This is a genomic window from Chitinophaga sp., assembly GCF_036569185.1.
In the GTDB taxonomy this organism is placed as follows: domain Bacteria; phylum Bacteroidota; class Bacteroidia; order Chitinophagales; family Chitinophagaceae; genus Chitinophaga.
In genome coordinates, this window is record NZ_DATCRD010000255.1 from 1 (window position 1) to 25,376 (window position 25,376).

Below are 25,376 nucleotides of genomic sequence, written 5' to 3' on the forward strand. Positions count from 1 at the left end.
CCTTTCAGGTAAGCTCCTGGTAACTGCCGGTATTGGCGGCATGGGCGGCGCACAGCCACTGGCGGCTACTATGGCCGGCGCCGTGTTTATTGGCGCTGATATTGATCCTGCACGTATCCAGAAACGACTGGATACCCGCTACATCGACCGGATGACTTACTCCTACGAAGAAGCCATTCAATGGGCGAAAGAAGCGCAGGCTAAAGGCGGAGCGTTATCTATCGGCCTGGTAAGCGATGCCGGTGATATGCTGGAAAGAATGCTGAAAGATAATATTACACCAGACATCCTCACCGATCAAACCTCCGCGCATGATCCGCTGAACGGGTATATCCCTAATGGACTCACCCTGGAAGCCGCCCTGGAACTGCGTAAGAGCGATGCCGCCAGATACAGGGAGCTGTCGCTTAAAAGCATGGCGCGCCATGTAGGCTTTATGTTGCAACTGCAGCAGAAAGGCGCCGTTACTTTCGATTATGGCAATAATCTACGGGAATTTGCGCGCGAGGGTGGCGAGCCCAATGCCTTTAATTTCCCCGGCTTTACGCCTGCCTATATACGCCCGCTGTTCTGCGAAGGAAAAGGCCCCTTCCGCTGGGTAGCCCTTTCCGGCGACCCGGAAGATATTTACACTACAGACCGCGCACTGATGGAGGCTTTCCCGGAAAATACCCACCTGGTCAACTGGCTGAAACAGGCGCAGGAAAAAGTGGCTTTCCAGGGATTACCTGCACGTATCTGCTGGCTGGGACTGGGCGAACGCGAGAAAGCCGGTCTTATTTTCAATGAACTGGTGAGAACGGGAAAAGTGAAAGCGCCGATCGTGATTGGCCGTGATCACCTCGACTGTGGCTCTGTGGCGTCTCCCAATCGGGAAACAGAATCAATGAAAGACGGCTCCGATGCTGTGAGCGACTGGACCCTGCTGAACCTGATGGCCAATACCGGTGGCGGCGCTACCTGGGTATCCTTCCATCATGGCGGTGGCGTGGGCATGGGCTATTCCCAGCATGCCGGCATGGTAGTGCTGGCAGATGGTACCGGCCGCGCAGCGGAGTGCTTACGCCGCGTGCTTTTCAACGATCCTGCACTGGGTATTTTCCGTCATGCTGATGCCGGTTATGAAAAGGCACAGGAATGGGGACAGAAATTTAATATCAGCATTTAACGCGGGTTTTGTCTGACTCAGGATTATGATGATTATACTGATTAGTTTGATTTTATTTTTTGTGTTTACTTTTTGATTTTACCTGATTTCTCTTTTAAGAACTAATAGTAATGAAAGAGAAAACCAAACAGCGCTTCTTTCTTCCATTATTTTAAAACCCCAATAAAAAATAAACCAGTATAATCAGTATAATCATCATAATCCTGAGTCAGACAAAATCCGCGGAAAACCTTTTAATCAATTGCCCATGAAAACATTAATCGGCCCTTTTGCCCAGATCCTGCCAATGACCGGGTTACCGCTCAAAGGGGCCCTGCATGATGAGCAGTTAACCGTGATAGAGAAAGGAGGGGTAATGGTGGAAAATGGTGAGATAGTAGCCATAGCGGATTACAAATCGCTGCTGCAGAAATACCCGGATTGCGAGATTGCTTTCCAGGATACGCCGCTGGTTTTATTGCCGGGATTTATTGATTGTCATACGCACATTTGTTACGATGGTACCCGTAACCGCGATTATGCCATGCGCATTGCCGGTAAAAGTTACCTGGAAATAGCCCGTGCAGGCGGAGGTATATGGGACTCCGTTACCAAAACGCGTATAGCCGATGCAGTTACCCTCGCGGAAAATACCGTAGCCCGCGCCAACCGCCACCTGGCAGAAGGCGTCACCACCATTGAAGTAAAAAGTGGTTATGGTTTGAACCTGGAAGACGAACTAAAGATGTTGCGCGCCATACAACAGGCGGCAGTGCACACGTCTGCCACACTGATCCCTACCTGCCTGGCGGCGCATATGAAACCCCGTGATTACGAAGGTAGTGAAGAGGCTTACCTGCAATGGGTGTTAACGGAACTGCTGCCGGTAATACAACAGGAGCAGTTAAGCAACCGGGTGGATATTTTCATAGAAGAAACTGCGTTTTCTGTAAAGGCCGCCACTGCCTTCCTGCAACAGGCCATGCAGCAAGGGTTTGCAGCTACCGTGCATGCGGACCAGTTCAGCGCCGGCGGCGCCGAAGTTGCCGTGAGCACCGGCGCATTATCTGCCGATCACCTGGAAGCCAGCAGCGAAAAAGAAATTGCCTTGCTGGCAAATTCTGGTACGGTTGCCGTAGTTTTGCCGGGTGCTTCACTGGGGCTTGGAATGGCCTATGCACCGGCACGCAGGTTGTTGAATGCAGGTGCATGCGTGGCCATTGCGAGCGACTGGAACCCGGGATCGGCGCCTATGGGCGACTTGCTGATAGAGGCAGCTGTGATGAGCGCCGCGGAAAAATTGTCGACCGCAGAAGTGCTGGCCGCTATGACCGTAAGAGCAGCGCCGGCGTTGCAACTGAAAGATACCGGCCAGTTGCTGGCAGGCTATGCGGCAGACATGCAGGCATATCCTACCGCCGATTACCGTGATATACTTTATTACCAGGGCAAAATGAAGCCTGTCCTGGTATGGAAGAAAGGAATTGTAGTATGATAACAAAGGAAAACTACCTGCCCGCCACGGCAGCCTCCTGGAGCGGACGTACCGATGGCACGGATCCCGACCTGCTGCGCTGGCACCAGGTGATCACCGTAACGGACCTGCTACAGGCGCCGTTACCGGTACTGAAACAAGGGCAAAAAGGGATTGTATTACTGGGCTTTGCCTGCGATGAAGGCGTGCGCCGCAACAAAGGCCGCACCGGCGCTGCCGAAGGACCGGCTGCATTGCGCAAAGCCATTGCCAATTTCCCCGTTCACTTCAACGCACAAACGGTGTTACTGGACGCGGGGGATATTCTTTGTACCAACGGGGAGCTGGAGAATGCGCAACTGGTGCTCAGCGAAGCAGTAAATGCTATTCTCACTGCGGGATACCTGCCGCTGCTGCTGGGAGGTGGTCATGAAATTACGTATGGGCATGCCCGTGGTATCCGGCGTTATGCCGGCAAACAAAAAACAGGGTTCATTAACTTTGATGCCCATTTTGATATCCGTGTACCCGGACCGGAAGGCGCCAGCTCTGGCACCGGCTTCTGGCAACTGGCGCAGGATGCCAAACAGGAGGGCGCTCCTTTTCATTACCTGGCCCTGGGCATACAAAAAAATGGCAATACCCGCCAGCTGTTTACTACCGCAGGGGAGGAAGAAGCCACCTATGTAAGCGCCGATGCCTTTCATTTGCAGGATAAAGACACGCTGTTTGCCGCCATACAGCACTTTCTCAGCCAGGTGGATAAGGTGTATTTAACCACCTGCCTCGATGTATTTGCTGCGCCGTTTGCACCGGGAGTAAGCGCTACAGCCTATAACGGTATTATGCCGGGAGGTTTGTTCCTCCAGTGCTTCCGTAAAATATTGCAAAGCGGGAAAGTAGCGGGGGCCGATATTGCAGAGTTAAATCCTTCGCTGGATATAGATAACCGTACGGCGAAACTGGCCGCGGCCCTGATTTTTGAGATCGTAATGGCATACAGCGGGGAAGAGGCTTTTTAGCGTGTAGCCGTTTACTTTAACGGGTGTACGCTAAAAGCCGCCCGCGGCTTTCAATTCCTTCACCTGCCAGGCGCATTGCGCCAGTTGTTCCTTCATATCCATTTGCAGCAGCTGTATCAGCTGTTGCGCATTTACAGGCAGCACCGTCTTTTCTTTCTTCAGCTGTGCTACGGTTGCTTTTACAAACAATAACAATTCGCTGGTATCATGCCATTGCCCCAGCAGCTCGCCTGCTTTTCGGGTAGGAGCGGCCAGGTTTTCCGTGAATACCGCAGGCAGCACCTGTTCCAGTATATTGAGCTGGTAGTATAAAGCCTTTACTTCTTTCCGTACTTCATGCCATACCGTATGATGAGCCCTGCTGGCAGGCACAGTGATTTTTTTATGCTGTTCCTGCAGGTAGCTGATCAGTGCTGCAGTAGCGGCTTTGGGATCCATATCCGCCGTTGCTTCTTTAAATCTTTCCGGCAGCGTGTCCAGTTTTTTCAGGGAAGAAAATTTTACCGTAGCCTGGAGCATTTCACTGGCGGTGGCGGCTTTGTTCTGCAGCAGCAGGTGCGCAAATGAAAAGCGCCACGATACCTTTTTTTCATAGCTGCGCAGGTTTTTTTCCTGGAGATGCGTATCCCTGGAGGCGCCGCCTATAGACTGTATCAGCCTGGCGGTGCGCAGGTGTTTACCGGTTCCGAAGGAATAATCCGGCAGTTGTTTTACCAGCGAAAAGAATGCCCGCAGTTTTTTTACGCTTACCCGCATGGCGTGAATAGCCGCGGCATCGCCGGGAGCCTCCCGCAGGGTATGGTATGCGGCTGTTACGGTATCGCACTCCTTACGGAGGTAGTGATATAAGGCAGTTTGTAGCATGCCTTTAAGTTAACGAAAAATTCACCGCCGGGATCAGAATACGATGGTTTTGTTCCCGTGAAGGATCACGCGGTTATCGATATGGGCCTTCACCGCCCGGGTGAGCACCTGCCGCTCAATATCGCGCCCCAGCATTACCAGGTCTTCCACCGTATGTTTATGGCTTACCCTGGCCACATCCTGTTCAATGATAGGGCCTTCATCCAGTTCGTTGGTAACGTAGTGAGCAGTAGCGCCAATGAGCTTTACCCCCCTCGTATAGGCGTTGAGGTAAGGTCTTGCACCGGCAAAGGCGGGCAGGAAAGAGTGGTGGATATTGATGATCCGCTGGGGATAGCGGCTTACAAACTGTGGCGACAGGATCTGCATGTACCTGGCCAGCACAGTGAAATCTACCCCATGCTCTTCCAGCAGCCGGATGGCGTCCCGCTCCTGCAACTCTTTGTTAGCGCTGTTAACAGGAAGATAATGAAAAGGGATGCCCAGGCTGGTGCATTCATTTTCCAGGGACGCGTGATTCGAGATCACGACCGGTATATCTACCGGCAGCTCACCGCTTTTCCATCTCCATAATAATTCCAGCAAACAATGATCATAAGCCGATACCATGATAGCCATACGCTTACGGCGATCGCTGTAGTCTATTTTCCATTCCATTTGCAGGGGAATAGCTACCTGTTCCCTGAATGCCGTTTCCAGCGCGGCTTTATCCAGGTTGGCCAGCTGGAATTCCATGCGCATGAAAAATAATCCTTCCCGGGGATCAGTACTGTGTTGACTTGCATCCAGTATATTTGCACCCAACAGGTACAGGAACTGTGAAACGCCGGCTACAATGCCTGGCCGGTCCGGACAGCAAATAAGCAAACAGGCGGTGATATGAGGGATTTCTTGTGTTAACATATACTGCCAAAATATAAATATTAATACAATTTTCCCTTGAAAAAGATAGGACTGATGTCGGATACCCATAGCTATTTACATCCGCAGGTATTCAAATATTTTGAAGAAGTAGATGAAATATGGCATGCCGGCGATATCGGTAATGTGGAATTAGCCGATAAACTGGAAAATTTCAAGCCTTTCCGGGCCGTTTTTGGTAATATTGATGGGGCGGATATCCGTATCCGTTACCCCGAGATCCTGCGTTTCACCCTGGAAGGAGTAGAGGTTATGATGACACATATTGGTGGATACCCGGGGAAATATGCCCCCGGTGTAAAAGAGCAGCTGAAACAGCATCCTCCCAAACTCTTTATCTGCGGGCATTCCCACATTCTTAAAGTAATGCCGGACGCGGCACTTCATTTGTTACACATGAATCCCGGGGCATGTGGGCAACAAGGATGGCATAAGGTAAAAACGCTGCTGCGCTTTCAACTGGAGGCAGGTAATATTCAACAACTGGAAGTAATAGAGCTTCCCTGATCAACAACATTGTTTCAACCTACAACGTTTATGAACCTACGAACTTTAGCATGGCTGGTAATATTAGGAATGGGAGCTGCGCAGGCAAAGGCGCAGGGAAGATTCCTGAAATGGCTGAAAACAGAAAATGATACCACGTATATCGAAGATCATACGGAAGATATCACCTTCCGGCTCTATGGCTCCCGGAAGTATACCAGGTACGATATCATGGACCGGAAAACAAAAACCGATATCCTGTACCGGCCCAATACGCCCTTCAACGTTGGGTTTGGCGCCAACTACCGGTTTGTGGGCCTTAACATAGGATTTAACCTGCCGCTTATCAACAGCAACGACAGGTATGGTAAAACCAAATATATTGATCTGCAGTCGCATGTATACCTCCGCAAAATTGTGGTGGATTTTTACGGGCAGTATTATAAAGGCTACTATATAGCCAATCCGGAGGAAGTATTTGGTAAAGCCTATACCGCGCAAAATCCTTATCCACGGCGGCCCGACATCAGGAATATCGATTTCGGGCTGAATGTGGGATATATCTTCAACGACAAACGTTTTTCTTACCGCGCTCCCAACCTGCAGAATGAATACCAGAAGAAAAGCGCCGGTTCACTGATCGTGGGCGGCGAAATGTTCCTGGCCGGGATCAAGGGCGATTCTTCCCTTATCCCCACCAATATGGCGGATACCGCATTTTTACGGGATGAGCATTATTATAAGACCGGTATTAACTCCCTGGCCGCCAATGTGGGTTATGCCTATACCTTTGTGCTGAAGGAGCATTTCTTTTTATCGCTATCGGTTACCGGTGGGTTAGGTGGCAACATTACATCATTGTTCCTGGAAAACGGGGATGTGAGCCGTAAAGTGGGACTGCAATTCAGCAACACCGTGCGCGCTTCGCTGGGATATAACTCCAGCCGTTATTTTGCGGGTATCCATTACGTAGGCATGAATACCCGCAGTGGTATGTCTATACCGCACACGTACCAGACCTTTGGTACCGGCAATTTCAGGGTAAGCCTGGTGCGCCGTTTCACCCTGGAAAAGCCGTTGTGGAAAACCAAAACGATCTAGCTTTGCGCCGGTGAGATCCATTTCGACCGGGCCGGTGGCTGGTATCTTTCCATTTGTGATAACAGGTCGCTGATATCGTTGCTGCAAAGCAGCATATCGCGGTTTTCTGCGGAGAGGAAACCCTTTTCAAACATGGTTTGTGAAAGCGCAGTGAGTGCATCGTAAAAGCCGTTTACATTCAGCAACCCGATCGGCTTTTTATGCAGGCCCAACTGGCCCCAGGTGAGCATTTCAAACAGTTCTTCCATGGTGCCGAAACCACCCGGCAATGCAATCACCCCATCGCACAATTCATTCATTTTGGTTTTGCGCTCGTGCATGGTATCTACCAGGATCAGCTCTGTAAGCCCGTTATGCGCCAGTTCTTTTTGCTGCAGGAAGTGCGGCAGTACGCCGATGGCTTTGCCGCCCGCGTTTAAGGCGCCATCTGCCACAGCGCCCATGAGCCCTACTTTGGCGCCGCCATACACCAGCGTGAGGCCGCGTTGGGCCAGTGTTGCGCCCAGCAGGGCAGCCTGTTCCATGTAAACAGGGTCGTGGCCGGCGCTGGAGCCGCAATAAACAACAATTCGATTCATATCTTCTGGTTATAAAGTGTTCAATTCTGCCTGGATGTTGCTCCGGGCGGTTGTTTCATACAATTCCCGGAAGGCCGGCGTTACATAAATTACAGGCATATCCAGGAAATGCTGCAATACTTTTTTGCGTCCCGGTATATATACATTATCCGGGTATACCTGGTATTCCTGCCTGATCTGCCTGGCGTATGCCTGGTAAATTTCCGGCGAAGCGCCCAGGATCTGCAGGTCGAAATCCAGGAAGTAGTCCAGGTCCGGGTCGCGATGGGTATTGAGATGTGTTTTGGTGGCGATGATGAAATCGCTGATTTTGCCTGTTTTTTCCGTTGGATAATTGATTTTGTGCAGATGGGCTACCGCAGCGGCAGCGCTCTGTTCCTCATTATCCGGTTGCAGCGGGTTGTAAATAATATCATGGAAGAAGATGGCAAAGAGCACTGCTTCCGGGTCTGTGAGCTGATGTGCATAAGCCTGCTGCAGGCTTACCAGCTGCTGTATATGCAACCAGTTGTGGTAATACCTGCCGGGCGACTGATAGGCCCCCTGCAAAGCTGCATAGGAGCTGCCGACCAATGTTGCGGGGATATTTGGATGAAGGGAAGACCAGATGGCGTTTAATTGCATATGGCGCTTTTTGGGTGGCTGTAAAAAGGAAACGGGCAGAAAAAGATTTCTGCCCGTTCCTGGTATGTGAAAGCTTTGTATTAAGCTTTTTTGGCAGCTTCCGCACGGATCACGTTCAGGGCGCCTCCTGCTTTAAACCACTCGATCTGTTGTTCGTTGTACGTGTGGTTTACAGGGAATTCACTGGTGCTGCCATCTTTGTGATGAAGCACAACGGTGAGTTGTTTGCCCGGAGCGAAGGTGGTAAGGCCCAGGATATCGATGGTATCATCTTCCTGGATCAGGTCATAATCTTCCTTGTTAGCGAAGGTCAGACCCAGCATACCTTGTTTTTTCAGGTTGGTTTCGTGGATACGGGCGAAAGATTTCACCAGGATGGCACGAACGCCGAGGTGACGGGGTTCCATAGCAGCGTGCTCGCGGCTGGAGCCTTCACCATAGTTTTCATCACCTACCACTACTGCGCCAAAGCCGTGTGCTTTGTAGTCGCGCATGGTAGCCGGAACAGCACCGTATTGGCCGGTGAGGGCATTCTTAACGGTATCGCTTTTATCGTTGAATGCGTTGATCGCACCAATGAGCATATTGTTGGAGATATTGTCCAGGTGACCGCGGTATTTCAGCCATGGACCTGCCATGGAGATATGATCCGTAGTACATTTACCTTTTGCCTTAATGAGGAGCTTCAGTCCTTTCAGATCAGTGCCTTCCCATGCAGCAAATGGTTCCAGGAGTTGCAAACGGTCGGAAGTAGGGGATACTTTCACCTGAACGCCGCTACCGTCAACAGCAGGGGCCTGGTAGCCGGCATCTTCTACTGCAAAGCCTTTCGGAGGCAGTTCATAACCAACCGGTTCATCCAGCATTACTTCTTCGCCGTTTTTGTTTTTCAGCTTATCGGTCAGTGGGTTGAAGGTAAGATCACCTGCAATGGCCAGTGCGGTTACGATTTCAGGGGAAGCCACAAATGCGTGGGTAGAAGCGTTACCATCATTTCTTTTCGCAAAGTTACGGTTGAAGGAAGTGATGATAGAGTTCTTACGGTTTGGATCGTCGATATGACGTGCCCACTGGCCGATGCACGGACCGCAGGCATTTGCCAGTACTACGCCGCCTACCTGGTCGAAGGTATTCAGCAAACCGTCTCTTTCGATGGTATAGCGTACCAGTTCAGATCCGGGAGTGATGGTATATTCTGATTTCATTTCCAGTTGTTTGTCGATAGCCTGCCGGGCCAGGGACGCAGAGCGGGAAATGTCTTCGTAGGAAGAGTTAGTGCAGGAACCGATGAGGGCTACTTCCAGTTTTTCAGGCCAGTTGTTTTCTTTTACTGCCTGTGCAAATTTGGAGATAGGCCATGCCAGATCCGGGGTGAACGGACCGTTTACATATGGTTCCAGTTCGTCGAGGTTGATTTCGATCACCTGGTCGTAGTATTTTGCAGGATCTGCATATACTTCGGCATCCGGGCGGAGGTGGTCCCTTACTTCATCAGCCAGGGCAGCCACTTCTGTGCGGCCGGTGATTTTCAGGTATTCGGCCATTTTGCTGTCGTATGCAAAGAGGGAGCAGGTAGCGCCGATTTCAGCACCCATGTTACAGATGGTGGCTTTACCGGTAGCGCTGAAGCTGTCTGCACCTTCGCCGAAGTATTCCACGATAGCGCCGGTACCACCTTTTACGGTGAGGATACCTGCCACTCTGAGGATAATATCTTTGGCGGAAGTCCAGCCGCTCATTTTACCTGTCAGTTTTACACCGATCAGTTTTGGCATTTTCAGTTCCCAGGGTAAACCAGCCATTACGTCTACTGCGTCGGCACCGCCAACACCAATGGCCACCATGCCTAAACCGCCGGCATTGGGGGTGTGGGAGTCGGTACCGATCATCATACCACCGGGAAACGCATAGTTTTCCAGTACTACCTGGTGAATGATACCGGCGCCTGGTTTCCAGAAACCGATGCCGTATTTATCAGAAATTGAGGAAAGGAAATCGTAAACTTCTTTATTGGTGTCAATAGCAGTGGCCAGATCTTCTGTAGCGCCTACTTTTGCCTGAATGAGGTGATCACAGTGAACAGTGGAGGGAACCGCAACTTTATCGCGACCGCAGGTCATAAACTGGAGCAATGCCATCTGGGCAGTTGCATCCTGCATTGCTACGCGATCCGGTGCAAATTCAACATAGGATTTGCCTCTTTCGTAGGGCGTGGTAGTAGGTGCATACAAGTGTGCGTACAAAATCTTCTCAGCCAGTGTCAGCGGGCGACCCAGCATTTTACGGGTAGCTTCCACCTTACCCGGGAGTGCCGCATACACTTTTTTAATCATGTCAATATCAAACACCATGGGAAAAAAATTATTTAAGAGCGGTTAAAAATTGCTCGCAAAATTAACTAAAATCAGCAAGTTTTTAAATTAAATACTTAACAGATAGCCAACTGTGCATAAACTTCCTGTACTTTAACAGTTCCTTAAAACCGGGGCAGTGCGGTGGCGCCGCAGGGAATGGCCGGCCGGCGGTAATTTCCTTGTTTTTCCAGCCGGAATTTGATAAATTTGATTTATGAACCGGATAAAAGACTTCGTGGAATGGAAGGCGTTCGGTGTATGTGCCGCTATAGGAGATAAACTTGGAGTAGCCACATCCCGCATACGCATCTTTTTCATCTATGCTACTTTCCTGACAATGGGTTCCCCGCTCATTGTATATATGATCCTTGCCTTTTGGGTGAATATGAAGAATTACATCCAGAATGCCAGGAGAAATCCGCTGCGCTATTTATAAGTAACTGATATAATTAAAAGAGGTGGTTCGCGTTGTCCGTGAACCACCTCTTTTGTTTTATAGTTGTTGTCGTTTATTCAAGATGAAACAGCGTCATACCATGATAATGATTCTGTAGCTCATTCAGCGTGATAGGCGCTGTGAGGTTGCGGGTTTCATCGCGGTAATGCAGCTGCATGAGGGGATTATGTCCTTCCTCGAACCAACGGATTGAAAAAGGCCCTCTCACATACAATGTTCCACCCGCCGGCGAAGACTCCTCTTTATGAAACTGGAGCTTCAGCAGGGTGGCTTCGGTCAGGTGGATGGGCTCCAGGTTATCGAGATCATACCAGAACTCATTCTCATCTGTAGCCACCAGCACTTTTTTGTCTTCATGATCTACCTGCAGGATCTTTCCCTCCTTTTCTGTCCCGCCATAATTTGTGATAATGGTATCACCTGATTTTAATTCGTGGATATTAATCATAGTGAACTGGGTTTTATGTGTTTCATGAATTTACTGAAAAAAGTGCAAAGCTTCATGTAAAGAAAAAGCTATTATCTCCTTCCGGTGATAATAGCTTTTGATGATATATATCGTTTGTCTTAAAACTTTCTTACTACCTGGCGAAGTTCCACCAGCTGTTCCAGCAATGGTTCCAGCAGATCCAGGCGGAGCATATTGGCGCCGTCGGATTTTGCGCAGGAAGGGTCGGGATGCGTTTCAATGAACAGGCCGTCTGCCCCGGTAGCAATAGCTGCTTTGGCAATGGTACTGATCATTTGCGGGTTACCGCCGGTTACGCCGCTGGTTTGATTGGGCTGTTGCAGGGAATGGGTACAGTCCATTACCACCGGTTCGCCCAGGTGCTTCATGATAGGAATGTTGCGATAATCCACCACCAGGTCCTGGTAGCCAAAGGTGGTACCACGTTCGGTAAGGATGATATGATCATTGCCTGCGCCTTTGATCTTTTCCACGGCAAATTTCATGGATTCGCCGCTGAGGAACTGTCCTTTCTTTACATTTACCACTTTACCTGTTTCGGCGGCAGCCAGCAGGATATCCGTTTGGCGGCAAAGGAAGGCAGGAATCTGCAGCACATCCACGTAAGCGGCTGCCATTGCAGCTTCTGCGGCAGAGTGAATATCTGAAGTAACAGGAACATTAAAGGTTTTGCCTATTTTCTGCAGCAGTTCCAGTCCTTCCACATCGCCGATTCCTGTGAAGGAATGTACGCTGGTGCGGTTGGCTTTACGGTAAGATGCTTTGAAAATATAAGGGATGGCTAAACGTTTACAGATGGTGGTCACTTTTTCCGCTACTTCCATCAATATCGATTCTTCTTCTATCACACACGGACCCGCAATCAGGAAAAAATTTTCGGGGTTGTACTGCTCTTTAAACAAAGATTTTAAATGCTTCATATCTTGAAAAAATTGGGTCATTTAAATGAAGGTGCAAAGATAGGCATTCTCCGGCAAAGGAGGCGATTAAACGACACCATTTACAGTGATTGTCATGATATTGTAATCCGAAAACCACATGTATAACCTGCTGTTAATTTTATTGTTATAGCATTGTCATGCGCTGAGGCGGGGTGTGTGGAAATACCGGCGAACCCGTTAATATTACGCTTCGATTTAAAAAAGCTTACAATTATATTTTTGTATGAAGAAAGATAAGATACTGGTTATTGGCGCCTGCGGACAAATTGGCGTGGAACTGACGCTGGCCCTGAGAAAGATGTATGGGGATGCAAATGTGCTGGCCTCGGATCTGCGTGAGGAGCACGACCTGCTGAAGGGAACCGGTCCGTATGTATCGCTGGATGTGATGAACAAGGAGATGCTGCATGTGCTGGTGATCCGTCATAATATCACCCAGATCTATCTGCTGGCGGCGATCCTGTCGGCCACCGGTGAAAAAAATCCGTTGCTGGCCTGGCATATCAATATGCAAAGCCTGTTGAATGTGCTGGATATTGCCAAAGAAGAGAACCTTGATAAAGTATACTGGCCCAGCTCTATTGCCGTATTCGGGCCTAATTCCCCGGCGCAGGAAACACCGCAGCATACTATTATTGAGCCTACCACCATTTATGGGATCAGTAAATTTGCCGGCGAGCGTTGGTGCGAATATTATAATCACCGTTTCGGCGTGGATGTGAGGAGCCTGCGTTATCCCGGGCTGATCAGCTACAAATCAGCGCCCGGCGGAGGTACCACGGATTACGCCATCGAAATTTTCCACGATGCGAAAGAGCACCAGCAATACACCAGCTTCCTGTCTGAAAACACTTACCTGCCTATGATGTATATGCCGGACGCCATCCGTGCTACCATTGAACTGATGGAAGCAGACGCCTCCAGGATCACCGTTCGTTCCGCATATAACTTAGGCGCCATGAGCTTCTCCCCTAAGGAGATAGGCGCTGAAATCAAGAAACACATTCCTGCCTTTACCATGTCGTACCAGCCGGATTACCGCCAGCAGATTGCTGACGGCTGGCCCAACAGCATCGACGACAGCCAGGCGCGCGCCGATTGGGGCTGGAAGCCCGAGTTCGACCTCGAAGCCATGACAAAAGATATGCTGGCGCATATATAATGCTTACCGCCTTCGGCGGTGCGAATTTTGTCTTGGAACACTGATTACGCTGATTTTGATGATTAGTTTGATTTTATTTTTTTAGACTTTCATAAAGAATTAAGGGAGATATAGGCGAACCATTCGCATATATCTCCCTTGTTATTATAAAAATCAAAAAAATAAAATCAAACTAATCATCAAAATCAGCGTAATCAGTGTTCCAAGACAATCGCCGAAGGCGATCCCCTCCGCTGCACCCTATTCAATAAACCCCACAGCTACTGTAGTGTTGTTGAATTCGTCGATGAGAATGAAGGCGCCATTGGCAGGGTTCTTCTCATAAGGATCTGCGAATACCGGCGCAGCTGTTTTCAGCGTGATACGGCCGATATCATTCAATGTCATGGAAGTTTTATCTGTTACCTGTACGTGGTTGGTCACATCTGTTACATAGTTGATCTGCAGTACTTTTGCTTTCACACGGTTCACGCCGTGCTGCAGCAGGTAGGTTTTACCGGCAGCAAGCGGCAACTGGTCCATCCAGCAGATGTTGGCGCTTATTTCTTTCAGTTGTTGTGGTGCTTCGTTTGTTTTCACGAGCATGTTACCGCGACTGCTGTCTATTTCACCTTCCAGGGTGATCACCACGCTTTCACGTGCATGCGCCACCGTTAGTTGTTTCTCAAATTGCTCGATGGTTTTGATGCGGCTTTTTTGCCCGGAGGGCAGGGAAACCACTTCATCGCCTACAGAGAAGTGCCCGCTGGCCACTTTACCCGCAAAGCCGCGGAAATCGTGGTATTCGGTGGTTCTCGGGCGGATCACGCTTTGAATGGGAAAGCGGGCAGGGTGACTGTTGTCTTCATGATCAAAAGATACCTGCTCCAGGTATTCCAGCAGGGTACTGCCGTTGTACCAGTTGATAGCGCCGGTGCGGCTGGCCACGTTTTCACCATACAGGGAGGAGATGGGAATAAACTTCACTTCCTGTCCTTTGAATCCTGCATTATGAAGCATTTGCTGGAAATCTTCCACGATCTGGTTAAAGCGGGCTTCACTGTAATCAACCAGGTCCATTTTATTAACGCAAACCACCAGGTAGGGAATACGCAGGAGGTTAGCAATGAAGAAGTGGCGGTGGGTTTGTTCCACGATGCCCCTGCGGGCGTCTATAAGGATCAGGGATACCTGTGCATTGGAGGCGCCGGTAACCATGTTGCGGGTATATTCAATATGCCCGGGGGTATCGGCAATGATGTATTTACGGGTAGGGGTGGAGAAATAGATATGGGCTACATCTATCGTAATTCCCTGTTCGCGTTCTGCTACCAGTCCGTCGGTGAGCAACGACAGGTCGGTAAAATCCAGTCCTTTGCGTTTGCTGGCAGCGTGGAGCGCTTCCATTTTATCTTGCGGAATAGAATTGGTATCGTATAATAAACGGCCTATTAAGGTACTTTTACCATCGTCTACACTACCGGAAGTGGCTATACGTAAAACCTCCATTATTTTTATTTTTTTGCTTTCAGCGCCGGGCGTTGAAAGATGTGTTCAATTAAGTTAAGTGTGTATAACAGGAAATGCTGTTAGAAGTATCCTGCCTGTTTTCTCTTTTCCATGGCGGCTTCAGAGCGTTTATCGTCTATACGTGCGCCACGTTCAGAGATCTTTGCTTCCATGATTTCAGCAATGATGTCTTCCAGTTTATCTGCTTCAGATAATACGGCGGCAGTACAGGTCATATCGCCTACGGTACGGAAGCGTACTTTCTGGCGGAACGGCACTTCGTCGGCAGTGGTATTGAGGAAAGAGGAGTAAGGCCAGTAAAGACCATCGCGTTCTATGATTTCCCTTTCGTGGGAGAAGTAGATAGACGGGATCTCCAGTTTTTCGCGGACGATGTAGTTCCATACGTCCAGTTCTGTCCAGTTGGAGATAGGGAATACGCGCACGTTTTCGCCGATATTGATTTTACCGTTGAGGATATCGAACAGTTCGGGGCGTTGCATTTTGGCGTTCCATTGACCGAATTCATCTCTTACCGAGAAGATCCTTTCCTTGGCGCGGGCTTTTTCTTCATCCCTGCGGGCGCCGCCTATGCAGGCGTCGAACTTGCCTTCTTCGATGGCGTCGAGGAGGGTCACGGTTTGCAGTGCGTTCCTGCTGGCATATTTACCGGTTTCTTCCTGGGCTTTACCCTGGTCGATACTGTCCTGAACATTACGGATGATGATATCCAGTCCGAGTGTATCCACGAGCCAGTCGCGGAACTGGATGGTTTCCGGGAAATTGTGGCCGGTGTCCACATGCAGCAGGGAGAAAGGTATTTTACCGGGGTAAAATGCTTTCTGTGCCAGTCGTACGAGTGTAATTGAATCCTTACCGCCGGAGAACAGGAGCACCGGTTTTTCAAACTGTGCTACTGTTTCGCGAAGTATGTAAATGGCTTCATCTTCCAGTGCCTGAGGAAATTCCCAATTTATCTTATTAGTCATGGACTATAATAATTTATTCAAAAAGCTAATATTTGTTATCCGTGCAGTCCGCATTCCTTCTGCGACTGTTCCCACCACCAGCGGCCGGCGCGTGGATTTTCTCCCGGTTCGATGGCGCGTGTACAGGGAGCGCAGCCTATGCTGATAAAGCCTTTGTCGTGCAGCTTGTTGTAAGGCACTTTATGTTGCTCCAGGTAGGCCAGCACTTCGTCGTAGCCCCAGTGGATCAACGGGTTGAATTTGTAGAGATGGCGGTGTTCGTCCCATTCAAGGATTTCCATGCCCTGCCTGTTTTCGGATTGTTCTGCCCGGAGGCCGGTGATCCAGACTTTTACGCCTTCCAGCGCCCTGTTGAGGGGAACAATTTTGCGGATGCCGCAACATTCCTTGCGGTTTTCCACGGATTCGTAAAAGCTGTTGGGGCCTTTGGCGGAAATCAGTTTTTCTACTGCTTTGGTATCGGGGTAATACACTTCTACAGGCTGTTTATAACGGGCCATGGTAAGGTCCATTACATCGTACGTTTCCTGAAAGAGGCGGCCCGTGTCCAGGGTAAAAACTCTAACCGGCAATTGGTTACGCCAGATAATATCTGATATTACCTGGTCTTCCTGGCCAAAAGAAGTAGAGAATGCTACAGCGCCGGGGTATTGTTCCAGCAGGTACTGTATGGCCTCCTCCACTGGTTTGTTGACCAGCGCGGTGGTAATGTCTGTCATGTAGATCTTCCTTATTGAATTGATATGTCTAGTGCCAGCGGAGCAATTACGGTCACTCCTGCAACAAAAATACATAAAACCTATAAAAAAGATAGACTAATAATGTAAAAAATTATTTCTTTTGGGAAGATGAGCTGTGGGGGCGGAGAAGCAGGGGGTGATTAGTCGCCTTCGGCGACTACGCGGATGTTGTCTGACTCAGGATTAGGATGATTATAATGATTAATTGGCGGTTAAGAGCTGGGGGATTAGTTAACGGACAGGACTTGCTTCGGACTGGGATAGCGGTAGGAGTAGCCGGGCTGTGCAAGTGGACAGAAGGTGGAGGGAAGGTGGACTTGATCACGAAACCCTTTACAGGAGCGGAAAAGCCGGCTTAGTGGCCGGCTTTGATATTTTCAACCCTGATTAGCTATTCCTGGTCAGAATATCTTTCAGTGTTTTATTTTCAAGGATCTTGAGGGCAGAGTCCCTAACGCGGCCCATTACTTCGTTAAGGCCGCATACCGCTTCGTCGCGGCAGTTCTCGCAACGCTCGTAGTAGTTGAGGCTTACGCATGGGAGCAGCGCAATCGGACCATCGAGCAGGCGGATGATCTTGGCCAGGGCGATCTCTTTTGGAGGCCGCATGAGGTAATATCCCCCGCCTTTCCCTTTTTTACTGCCGAGGATGCCGGCATTCTTCAATTCCAGCAAAATGTTTTCCAGGAATTTGATGGAAATATTTTTTTCCTGTGCAATCTCGGATATAAGGATAGGGCCCTTATCTACATTCTCTGCCAGGTGTACTAATGCGTGAAATGCGTATTGCGTTTTTTTTGATAACATACAGACTTTTTTGCATCCCTCCACGGATGAACTTATAGTTCGGTGCTAACTTTATATTCCTGCAAAGATAAGCAGTTTTTAGCTGCCAGCAGTGAGTGGCTGGCTTTTAGCCACCGGAAAGGGCTCCGGCCGCCAAAAGGTATCGTTGCTGCTATCCCAGGTTCAGCACATCCCGCATGGTGAACACGCCGGTTTTGCCTTTCAGCCATTCTGCCGCTACTACGGCGCCGGCGGCAAAGCCTTCGCGGGAGTGGGCGGTATGGGTGATGGTGATATCGTCGATAGCGGAAGTATAGTTAACGGTATGTGTACCCGGCGCCGGATCTATCCTTTTGGAAATGATAGGCAGTGTTTCCGGTTGATCGCTGTCTTCGTTTACCCATCCGGTTTTACGGGTCACAGATGCCAGTACCTGCTCTGCCAGTGTGAGGGCGGTACCGCTTGGCGCATCTTTTTTCTGGGTATGATGGATCTCTTCCATCTTCACGTTGTATTGCGGCTGGCCGGCCATGAGGGCTGCCAGTTTCTTGTTCAGTTCAAAGAAGATATTTACACCTATGCTGAAGTTGGTGGCATGAAGGAATGCCTGGTGCTTTTCCTGGCAGAGCGCCTTTATTTCCGGCAGTTTATCCAGCCAGCCGGTGGTACCGGAAACTACCGGCACATTGGCATCGAAGCATTTTAAGATATTGTGGTAGGCTGTTTCAGGAGTGGTAAACTCGATAGCTACATCCGCCTGTGAGAGGTGCTCTTTTTCCAGCAGGTGTTTACTGTTAATATCCACCCGGAGTATTATTTCATGACCTTTGGCAGTAGCAATAGCATCTATTGCCTGTCCCATTTTACCATATCCGATGAGCGCTATTTTCATGACCCTTGAAAGTTGTATTTTAAGTTGATGTGTTTGTGAAGATCAGCGGCCTGCGAAGTAACGGCTTTTTCCCTTTTTACCGCCGAAGGAAATATTTACGCCGATGCCCAGTGTACGGTTGTTGATCAGCATAGGAGATACGCGCATACTGAGATCATCCGACATATCGAAGTTACGCAGATGCGCAAATACGGTGGCGTCTATAATGTTTACACCATAAGCCAGGATAAAGAACAGCACGGAATAATCCACATACTGCCGGAACTGGTCGCGGCCCACTTTAAGTGATTCTGTATCATAAGGTTTGGTATACGGGCTGGTATCGTTGGTATCCGGGTTGCCGTCTACCCGGAGGCGGTAGGCATCACGGTACAGCTTGTAGGTTTTCATGTTATCCACAAAGAAGTAAACAGTGGTACCAATGGCGGCGTAAACGAGCGGAATTTTCCAGTATTCTTTATTGTATGCCTGACCGAGGCCCGGTACCACAGCAGAGTAAAGGGCTGCTTTACGGGGACTGTGGGGGAGTTTGGAATCAGGCACGTAAGCGCTGTCGGTAAAGATGGCTTTGTTGGCTTTAACGGTGTCCGTACCGGGCGCAGGAATGGGCCGGATAACGGTATCCATTGTTTTGGCGATGGGGCGCAGGGTATCCTGTTGTGCGTGTAAAGGCGCTGCCATAGCCACTGCAACCAAGAACAATAAAGCGTACCGTAGTGAATGAAATATGTATTGAGCCTTATTAGCCACCGTATAGATCTATTTTTTCCAGGATACTATCCAGCTCTTCATCCGAATAGAATTCAATTAAAATACTGCCTTTGCCGCTTTTTCCCCTATCCAGCTTTACTTTGGTGGAGAAGTGGGAGGCAAGCTTGTCCTGTATTTTCTGGAAAGCAGGCGGCAGTTTTACCTTGGCTGCTTTTTGCGGATGATTTTTGTCGGCCTGGTTAATATTACGCGCCAGTTCTTCTGTTTGCCGTACAGACAACCCGTTTTTCAGGATTTCGTTGTACAGGAAGAGTTGGTTTTCCACGTTTTCCACGCCGGTCAGCACACGGGCATGGCCCATGCTGAGCTGGCCGTTGCGAACGGCTACCTGGATATCCGGCGGCAATTTGAGCAGGCGTATATAGTTGGTGACGGTGCTTCTTTCTTTGCCCATGCGGTCGGCCACCTGTTCCTGGGTGAGGCTGCATTCTTCCATGAGCCTTTTATAGCTGAGACCTACCTCGATGGCATTCAGGTTTTCCCTTTGCAGGTTTTCCAGCAGGGCAAGTTCCAGGAGCTCCTGGTCGTTTACCTGGCGGATGTATGCGGGGATATCTTTCAGCCCGGCCAGTTTACTGGCTCTCAGTCGCCGTTCCCCGGCGATGAGCTGGAATTTTTTGGCGTTGACCCTGGCCACGGTGATGGGCTGGATCACATCATGCAGTTTGATGGACTGGCTTAACTCCTGTAAGGAAACTTCATCAAAGTCGCGACGCGGCTGTTTCGGATTGGTTACAATCAGATCCAGTGATATGCGTTCAATGCCTGTAGCGGCAGCTACTACTTTATCACCCAGGGCGCCGGCAGTTTGCTTCAGATCTGTATCGATATTTTGAAGCAGAGAGCGGATGCCTTTACCCAACGCTTCTTTCTTACTTGGATTGGTCATCGTTTATAGCTAGGATTTTGTCTTTAGATGTAATTTTAGTGAAGTTATGTTTTTGCAGGATCTCCTTGGCCAGGTTCAGGTAATTAATAGCGCCTGTACTGGCAGCATCGTACATAATAACGGATTTACCAAAGCTGGGAGCCTCTCCCAGTTTGGTGTTACGGTGAATGATAGTATTGAACACGCTTTCTTCAAAGTGTTGTTTTACTTCATCCACCACCTGGTTGCTGAGGCGCAGGCGACCATCGTACATGGTCATCAGGATACCTTCAATTTCCAGTTCTATATTCAGGCGGCTTTGTACAATTTTGATGGTATTAAGTAATTTGCCCAGACCTTCCAGTGCAAAGAACTCGCACTGAACGGGGATGATCACAGAGTTGGAGGCTACGAGGGCGTTTACGGTGATAAGGCCCAGGGAAGGGGAGCAGTCAACGATCACGAAGTCGTAATCTGCTTCCACAGAGTCGATCACCTGTTTCATCACTCTTTCCCGGTTAGGGTGATTGATAAGCTCCAGTTCAGCGCCTACCAGGTCTATATGAGAAGGCAATACTTTCAGGTTGGGAGTATCTGATTCCAGGATCACATCTTTGGCCTGCACATCGTTCACCATACAATCGTACAAGCTCTGCTGCACATTGCGCAGGTCGAAACCCAGCCCCGTGGTGCTGTTTGCCTGCGGGTCGGCGTCAACCAGCAGTGTCTTAAATTCCAGCACAGCCAGGCTGCTTGCCAGGTTTATTGCACTTGTAGTTTTTCCTACGCCACCTTTCTGGTTAGCGATTGCGATTATTCTAGCCATTGTGTAATTTAAAAATTCAAAGGTTATTTATAGGATAAAGGATAAATCAGCAATGATCACTTCTTCCTCAAACCTCTATGGTACTACCAATTTCGGGTAATATCAGTTCAAGCCCGGCATCAATAAACTGCATTTTTGCTTCGTTGGTATCAATCTTAACGTAGCCGAATGTGTTGTAGTGTACGCCGATTATTTTATCACATTCTATCAATTCAGCAGCTGCAATGGCATCTTCAATACCCATTGTGAAATTATCGCCGATAGGCAGTATGGCAAAATCCAGCGAGGAAATGCCTGGTATCAGCTCCATATCCAATGTAAGCGCAGTATCGCCGGCATAATAGAAGTTCCCTTCGTCTGTCATAAATATGAAGCCCATGGGATTTCCGCCGTAGGCGCCATCCGGTAAACTGCTGGAGTGCTGTGCCACTACGCATTTTACCGTTCCAAACTCAAACTTCCATTTGCCGCCGGTATTCATGGGATGTAATTTTTCAATTCCCTGTTTACCCGCCCAGGTCACTATTTCAAAATTGGATACTACAGTGGCATTGGTCCGTTTTGCCAGGGTTACCAGGTCGGCCGTATGGTCTTCGTGACCATGGGAAACAAAGATGTAATCCGCCTTTATGGCATTGATATCTATCTTAGCCGCCAGCTCGTTATGGGTGATGAAAGGATCAAAAAGGATCGTTTTCCCCATAATCTCCACTGCAAAACAGGAATGTCCATAGCAAGTATACTTCATAATCAGTCCATTTGAATAATTCATGACAACTTCCGGGGAGATTATTCTCCGTCATCCGTCATTAATCTACACCTATATCTAAAAGTAACTCTATTAAAAGTAGCGTAATCGGACAAAAATACAACGATTACCTAAAATTCGGGTGCTGCAGTATATTTATTTATACACAAACTGTTCGCAGAATGGGTCCCATCCTCTATTAACGGGTTAATTTTTACCCAGTTTCAGCAGGGGTAAGATTAATATATTAATAAAATATTAAAATTATTTATCGTACGCCGGTTGGCAACAAATGTACTGTTTCCCGTTTTCCAACAAAAAAAAATAAAAACATACAATTCCCGGCATTGTTATTCGTCTTGAAATAGTACAACTGCCGTTTTAACTTTTCAGACCAGGTAAGTTGTGTTAAATTGCTTAACTATTATATATCTATATTAAATTTCTATAATGCGACCCGGGTTTAATTCCATTATACTTATTGTTTTCCTGTTGTTACTGGATATTTACGTTTTCCAGGCTGTAAGAGCCATGGTGTATATGTCGGCCCCCAGGGTAAGAAATATCACCTACTCCGTTTACTGGTTTATTTCTCTTACCTGTGTGCTGATGATCGCCTTACTGCCTTATATCAACTGGCATAGCTGGCACCCTACGCTGAAATCTTACCTGATGGCCATTTTCATGGGCCTGGTAGTGGCCAAGCTGCTGGTAACGGTGTTCCTGCTGATCGACGACCTGCGCAGGGGCATACTGTGGCTGATCCGCAAGTTCAGCACTGCGCCGGCAGCAGCACCCAGCCCGGCGGTAAGCGGCTTATCCAGGTCGCAGTTCATTAACCGCCTGGGCCTTATCACCGGCGGCGCCTTTTTCGGCACGCTCATGTACGGCTTCTCCAACAAATACAATTACCGGGTACATAAGATCAAAATGGCTTTCAAACATCTGCCGGCTTCCTTTAAGGGGCTGCGGATCGTACAGATCTCCGATATACATTCAGGCAGCTTTGCCAACAGGGAAGCGGTAATGAAAGGGATTAAAATGATCAACAACCAGCAACCGGACCTGGTATTGTTTACCGGCGACCTGGTAAACGACCGGGCAGTGGAAATGGCAGAGTGGCTGGATGTGTTCAGGGAGATAAAAGCGCCAATGGGCGTGTACTCTACCCTGGGGAACCACGACTATGGCGATTATTACCCCTGGCCCGATAAAAATGCCAACGGTTACAGCGCCCTGCAGCACCAGAACCTGGAAGACCTGAAAGCTGTGCACGGCAAACTGGGCTGGAAGCTGATGATGAATGAAAATGTGATCCTGGACCGCAACGGCGAGCAGATAGCCCTGCTAGGCATTGAAAACTGGAGCGCTATTAAACGTTTCCCCCGCTATGGCGACCTCAAAAGGGCTTATGAAGGAGCGGAGCATATACCGTTTAAGATATTGTTGTCGCACGACCCTACCCACTGGGATGCGCAGGTACGTACCGAATACCCGGACATTGCGCTGATGCTGGCAGGCCATACCCATGGCATGCAGTTCGGCGTGGAGATACCCGGGCTGAAATGGAGCCCTGCGCAGTATTTCTATAAAGAATGGGCGGGCTTATATAAGAAAGGAGAACAGTTCCTGTATGTGAACAGGGGCTTCGGATTCCTTGGATATCCCGGAAGAGTGGGTATCCTGCCCGAAATTACGGTGATAGACCTGGTATAAGGACGGCCGCTGCGCACTGACCGACAGAAAAGCATTGTTTAACCACACATTTGTCCTATTCATGGGATGTGGGGTTAAACAATTCTTATTTACGCTTATATTGCAGCGACGTACTTTTACAACATGCGCCTATACTTCTTTACTTTCCTGTTGTTATGTAGCCGTGTAGCATCGGGACAAAGCCTCGCAGAGCTGGAGCGGCAGCTCGATTCGCTGTTGCAGAAACAACAGAAGAGCGAACTAGTGGCTGGTATCGGGTATGGAAATAATCCCGCTTACGGCGGCAAAGTGACTAATTTCGAGCTGCCCATTGTTTTAAAAACGTTCGTTGCTCCTTCTTTGAGCTATTATCACAAAAGCGGGTTGTATGCAGGGGTAAGCGCCTATTATCTTTTTAATTCCGTTAACAAGCCCTGGTTTGAATGGGACCTTACCGCCGGTTACGACTATACGAAGAACCGTAATTTCCTTACCGGTATATCTTACACGAAATATATTTTTGCCGATTCTTCAGATGTTCCTGCCACGCCTATCAGGAACGAGCTTTTTGCTTATTTCTATTACCGTAAATGGTGGCTGCAACCCGGTTTGAGCCTGGATTACGGCTGGGGAAAGCATGTGTCGGAAGGACTGCATACCAAAGAAACGCTGAGAGGAAATGATTTTAATATTATTGCAGCAGTGAGGCATCCGTTTATTTTTTCAGGAGTGGTGGGCAGGTTTGATGTATTGATGATAACACCTTCGGTGAATATGACGCTTGGAACGGCCAATTACTACAGTAACCTCAAGGCATTCCAGTATATTGCCAGGTCGCCTCAGATGATAAAATCAAAGCCCCTCCAGGGAAAGGAACTTAATTTCGAAGACCATACGGAGTTTGAGCCCCGCGCAATAGATATTACTACCAGTGTATCCTATTTTGTTGGCCGGCTTAACCTGGCGCCATCTTACACGGTATTCAAGCCCTTAACCGGTACAGATCAAAGCATTATGAGCTATTTCACGGCGCGGATTTTATACAGTTTTTGATTTCTTTAACAAGTAGCACGGAATTTGTAATTACGGGAAATGTAATTGCAACATAGGGGTATTTTTTACCCCGGACGTCTATATTTTAACCATTACTAACAATACGTAATTTATGAAAAAACTGTTTTTCGCCGTAGCAGTGCTGATGATAGCTGCTGTTTCAACCGTGTCAACTGTGAATGCACAAACGTCAAAATTCCTGCGCTTTGGTGTTAAAGGAGGCGCTAATCTTGGAAAGCTGGATGGTACCGGTTTCCAGGATGGGTTTAAATTAGGTTATCACATCGGTGGATTTGCCCAGGTAAACCTTGTAAAAGGATTCGGAGTTCAGGGTGAGTTGATATTTTCTTCTACCAAAACAAAAACTACAGACGATTTCAGTGAGATCTACAACACCGGAAACCTGGAAGACAATGGTAAGAAAATCACCATGAGCTACCTGAGCATTCCGTTACTGGCCAACATTGACCTGGGCACCCCGCGTTTAAAGCTCCAGGTAGGTCCTCAGTTCAGCGCACTGGTAAGTGATAAGAAAGTATTGGGTGCTGCCAAAGAAGCATTCAAAGGCGGCGATATTTCCGGTGTAGCCGGTTTATGGCTGCAGTTGCCTATCGTTAATGTAAGCGCCCGTTATGTGATAGGCTTTAACGATGTAAAAGACATCAACAGCGTAACCAACACCAGCAACTGGAAGAACCAGAGCATACAGCTGGGCGTAGGCGTATCCTTCTAGTAAATCCGCGTTCCGCATTAAATTTTTATGATGCAGCAAAGATTAAAGTGAATACTTTGATCTTTGCTGCATTTTTTTGTGGGAAATGCCAACCACTAAACTGTTTTTTCTGTTACTGCCAGAGCGTCACTTGGCACCAAACTTGACAATATAGGGGTACATAAAAAAAAGAGGACTTTTGCCTGGT

26 protein-coding genes are annotated in these 25,376 nt (G+C 48.6%); 10 read left to right on the forward strand and 16 right to left on the reverse strand.

Annotation, left to right across the window (positions count from 1 at the left end):
- The 3 genes from hutU to hutG form a co-directional block, all read left to right on the forward strand.
- On the forward strand, nt 1-1,168 hold a 1,168-nt coding region (hutU, locus tag VIM72_RS19045; RefSeq protein ID WP_332004410.1), incomplete at its 5' end, for a urocanate hydratase.
- A 247-nt stretch (nt 1,169-1,415) separates the two neighbouring features.
- The gene (hutI, locus tag VIM72_RS19050) at nt 1,416-2,642 is read left to right on the forward strand and encodes an imidazolonepropionase (RefSeq protein WP_332004411.1); all 1,227 of its coding nucleotides are present in this window, start codon (nt 1,416-1,418) and stop codon (nt 2,640-2,642) included.
- Nucleotides 2,639-3,643 carry a formimidoylglutamase gene (gene hutG, locus VIM72_RS19055; RefSeq protein WP_332004412.1) on the forward strand — a complete coding sequence of 335 codons (1,005 nt, stop codon included), beginning with the start codon at nt 2,639-2,641 and terminating at the stop codon, nt 3,641-3,643. The genes hutI and hutG overlap by 4 nt, the downstream gene beginning before the upstream one ends.
- A gap of 30 nt (nt 3,644-3,673) precedes the next feature.
- Here the strand turns inward: hutG and VIM72_RS19060 are convergent, their stop codons facing one another.
- On the reverse strand, nt 3,674-4,507 hold the full coding sequence (locus tag VIM72_RS19060) for a CHAD domain-containing protein (protein WP_332004413.1): 834 nt from the start codon (nt 4,505-4,507) through the stop codon (nt 3,674-3,676).
- Nucleotides 4,508-4,540: 33 nt separating this feature from the next.
- Entirely contained in the window at nt 4,541-5,410 is an 870-nt protein-coding gene (gene purU, locus VIM72_RS19065) for a formyltetrahydrofolate deformylase (RefSeq protein WP_332004414.1), read from the reverse strand.
- Nucleotides 5,411-5,446: 36 nt separating this feature from the next.
- On the opposite strand from purU, the gene VIM72_RS19070 reads away from it, so the two are divergent.
- Nucleotides 5,447-5,935 carry a metallophosphoesterase family protein gene (locus VIM72_RS19070; RefSeq protein WP_332004415.1) on the forward strand — a complete coding sequence of 163 codons (489 nt, stop codon included), beginning with the start codon at nt 5,447-5,449 and terminating at the stop codon, nt 5,933-5,935.
- Between the two features lie 30 nt (nt 5,936-5,965).
- Nucleotides 5,966-7,015, forward strand: coding sequence for a DUF4421 domain-containing protein (locus VIM72_RS19075; protein WP_332004416.1), 1,050 nt, complete (start codon nt 5,966-5,968; stop codon nt 7,013-7,015).
- Here VIM72_RS19075 and VIM72_RS19080 read toward each other — a convergent pair.
- The 3 genes from VIM72_RS19080 to VIM72_RS19090 all read right to left on the reverse strand — a co-directional run bounded on the left by VIM72_RS19080 (nt 7,012) and on the right by VIM72_RS19090 (nt 10,568).
- On the reverse strand, nt 7,012-7,593 hold the full coding sequence (locus VIM72_RS19080) for a TIGR00730 family Rossman fold protein (protein ID WP_332004417.1): 582 nt from the start codon (nt 7,591-7,593) through the stop codon (nt 7,012-7,014). The genes VIM72_RS19075 and VIM72_RS19080 overlap by 4 nt on opposite strands.
- Nucleotides 7,594-7,602: 9 nt before the next feature.
- Complete coding sequence (locus VIM72_RS19085; RefSeq protein ID WP_332004418.1) at nt 7,603-8,217, reverse strand: hypothetical protein; 615 nt, start codon at nt 8,215-8,217, stop codon at nt 7,603-7,605.
- An 80-nt stretch (nt 8,218-8,297) separates the two neighbouring features.
- Nucleotides 8,298-10,568, reverse strand: coding sequence for an aconitate hydratase (locus VIM72_RS19090; protein WP_332004419.1), 2,271 nt, complete (start codon nt 10,566-10,568; stop codon nt 8,298-8,300).
- A 217-nt stretch (nt 10,569-10,785) separates the two neighbouring features.
- On the opposite strand from VIM72_RS19090, the gene VIM72_RS19095 reads away from it, so the two are divergent.
- Nucleotides 10,786-11,007, forward strand: coding sequence for a PspC domain-containing protein (locus VIM72_RS19095; RefSeq protein ID WP_089894158.1), 222 nt, complete (start codon nt 10,786-10,788; stop codon nt 11,005-11,007).
- Between the two features lie 73 nt (nt 11,008-11,080).
- Here the strand turns inward: VIM72_RS19095 and VIM72_RS19100 are convergent, their stop codons facing one another.
- Both VIM72_RS19100 and kdsA read right to left on the reverse strand, forming a co-directional pair.
- On the reverse strand, nt 11,081-11,476 hold the full coding sequence (locus tag VIM72_RS19100) for a hypothetical protein (protein WP_332004420.1): 396 nt from the start codon (nt 11,474-11,476) through the stop codon (nt 11,081-11,083).
- Nucleotides 11,477-11,595: 119 nt separating this feature from the next.
- Nucleotides 11,596-12,417, reverse strand: a complete 822-nt coding sequence (gene kdsA / locus VIM72_RS19105; RefSeq protein ID WP_181785016.1) for a 3-deoxy-8-phosphooctulonate synthase — start codon at nt 12,415-12,417, stop codon at nt 11,596-11,598.
- A 244-nt stretch (nt 12,418-12,661) separates the two neighbouring features.
- Between kdsA and VIM72_RS19110 the strand changes: the two genes are divergently transcribed.
- Nucleotides 12,662-13,600, forward strand: a complete 939-nt coding sequence (locus VIM72_RS19110) for an NAD-dependent epimerase/dehydratase family protein (protein WP_332004421.1) — start codon at nt 12,662-12,664, stop codon at nt 13,598-13,600.
- A gap of 240 nt (nt 13,601-13,840) precedes the next feature.
- Here the strand turns inward: VIM72_RS19110 and VIM72_RS19115 are convergent, their stop codons facing one another.
- From VIM72_RS19115 to VIM72_RS19155, 9 genes are all read right to left on the reverse strand, one after another.
- The gene (locus VIM72_RS19115; protein WP_332004422.1) at nt 13,841-15,088 is read right to left on the reverse strand and encodes a sulfate adenylyltransferase subunit 1; all 1,248 of its coding nucleotides are present in this window, start codon (nt 15,086-15,088) and stop codon (nt 13,841-13,843) included.
- Nucleotides 15,089-15,168: 80 nt separating this feature from the next.
- A complete protein-coding gene (cysD, locus tag VIM72_RS19120; RefSeq protein WP_332004423.1) occupies nt 15,169-16,077 on the reverse strand; it encodes a sulfate adenylyltransferase subunit CysD in 909 nt (302 codons plus the stop codon).
- Between the two features lie 35 nt (nt 16,078-16,112).
- On the reverse strand, nt 16,113-16,796 hold the full coding sequence (locus VIM72_RS19125) for a phosphoadenylyl-sulfate reductase (protein ID WP_142683318.1): 684 nt from the start codon (nt 16,794-16,796) through the stop codon (nt 16,113-16,115).
- Nucleotides 16,797-17,204: 408 nt separating this feature from the next.
- Nucleotides 17,205-17,624, reverse strand: coding sequence for an RrF2 family transcriptional regulator (locus tag VIM72_RS19130; protein ID WP_142683316.1), 420 nt, complete (start codon nt 17,622-17,624; stop codon nt 17,205-17,207).
- A 151-nt stretch (nt 17,625-17,775) separates the two neighbouring features.
- Complete coding sequence (gene dapB / locus VIM72_RS19135; protein WP_332004424.1) at nt 17,776-18,495, reverse strand: 4-hydroxy-tetrahydrodipicolinate reductase; 720 nt, start codon at nt 18,493-18,495, stop codon at nt 17,776-17,778.
- 42 nt (nt 18,496-18,537) lie between these two features.
- Nucleotides 18,538-19,197: a DUF5683 domain-containing protein gene (locus VIM72_RS19140; protein ID WP_332004425.1), complete on the reverse strand. Its 660-nt coding sequence runs from the start codon at nt 19,195-19,197 to the stop codon at nt 18,538-18,540.
- Between the two features lie 40 nt (nt 19,198-19,237).
- On the reverse strand, nt 19,238-20,155 hold the full coding sequence (locus VIM72_RS19145) for a ParB/RepB/Spo0J family partition protein (protein ID WP_332004426.1): 918 nt from the start codon (nt 20,153-20,155) through the stop codon (nt 19,238-19,240).
- On the reverse strand, nt 20,139-20,960 hold the full coding sequence (locus VIM72_RS19150) for an AAA family ATPase (protein WP_325643835.1): 822 nt from the start codon (nt 20,958-20,960) through the stop codon (nt 20,139-20,141). Before VIM72_RS19150 ends, VIM72_RS19145 begins: the two co-directional genes overlap by 17 nt.
- 67 nt (nt 20,961-21,027) lie before the next feature.
- Nucleotides 21,028-21,708, reverse strand: coding sequence for a metal-dependent hydrolase (locus VIM72_RS19155; RefSeq protein ID WP_332004427.1), 681 nt, complete (start codon nt 21,706-21,708; stop codon nt 21,028-21,030).
- Between the two features lie 450 nt (nt 21,709-22,158).
- Between VIM72_RS19155 and VIM72_RS19160 the strand changes: the two genes are divergently transcribed.
- The 3 genes from VIM72_RS19160 to VIM72_RS19170 all read left to right on the forward strand — a co-directional run bounded on the left by VIM72_RS19160 (nt 22,159) and on the right by VIM72_RS19170 (nt 25,189).
- Nucleotides 22,159-23,424: a metallophosphoesterase gene (locus VIM72_RS19160; protein WP_332004428.1), complete on the forward strand. Its 1,266-nt coding sequence runs from the start codon at nt 22,159-22,161 to the stop codon at nt 23,422-23,424.
- Between the two features lie 123 nt (nt 23,425-23,547).
- Nucleotides 23,548-24,456: a hypothetical protein gene (locus tag VIM72_RS19165; RefSeq protein WP_332004429.1), complete on the forward strand. Its 909-nt coding sequence runs from the start codon at nt 23,548-23,550 to the stop codon at nt 24,454-24,456.
- Between the two features lie 112 nt (nt 24,457-24,568).
- Complete coding sequence (locus VIM72_RS19170; protein ID WP_332004430.1) at nt 24,569-25,189, forward strand: porin family protein; 621 nt, start codon at nt 24,569-24,571, stop codon at nt 25,187-25,189.
- The last annotated feature ends 187 nt before the right edge of the window (nt 25,190-25,376 follow it).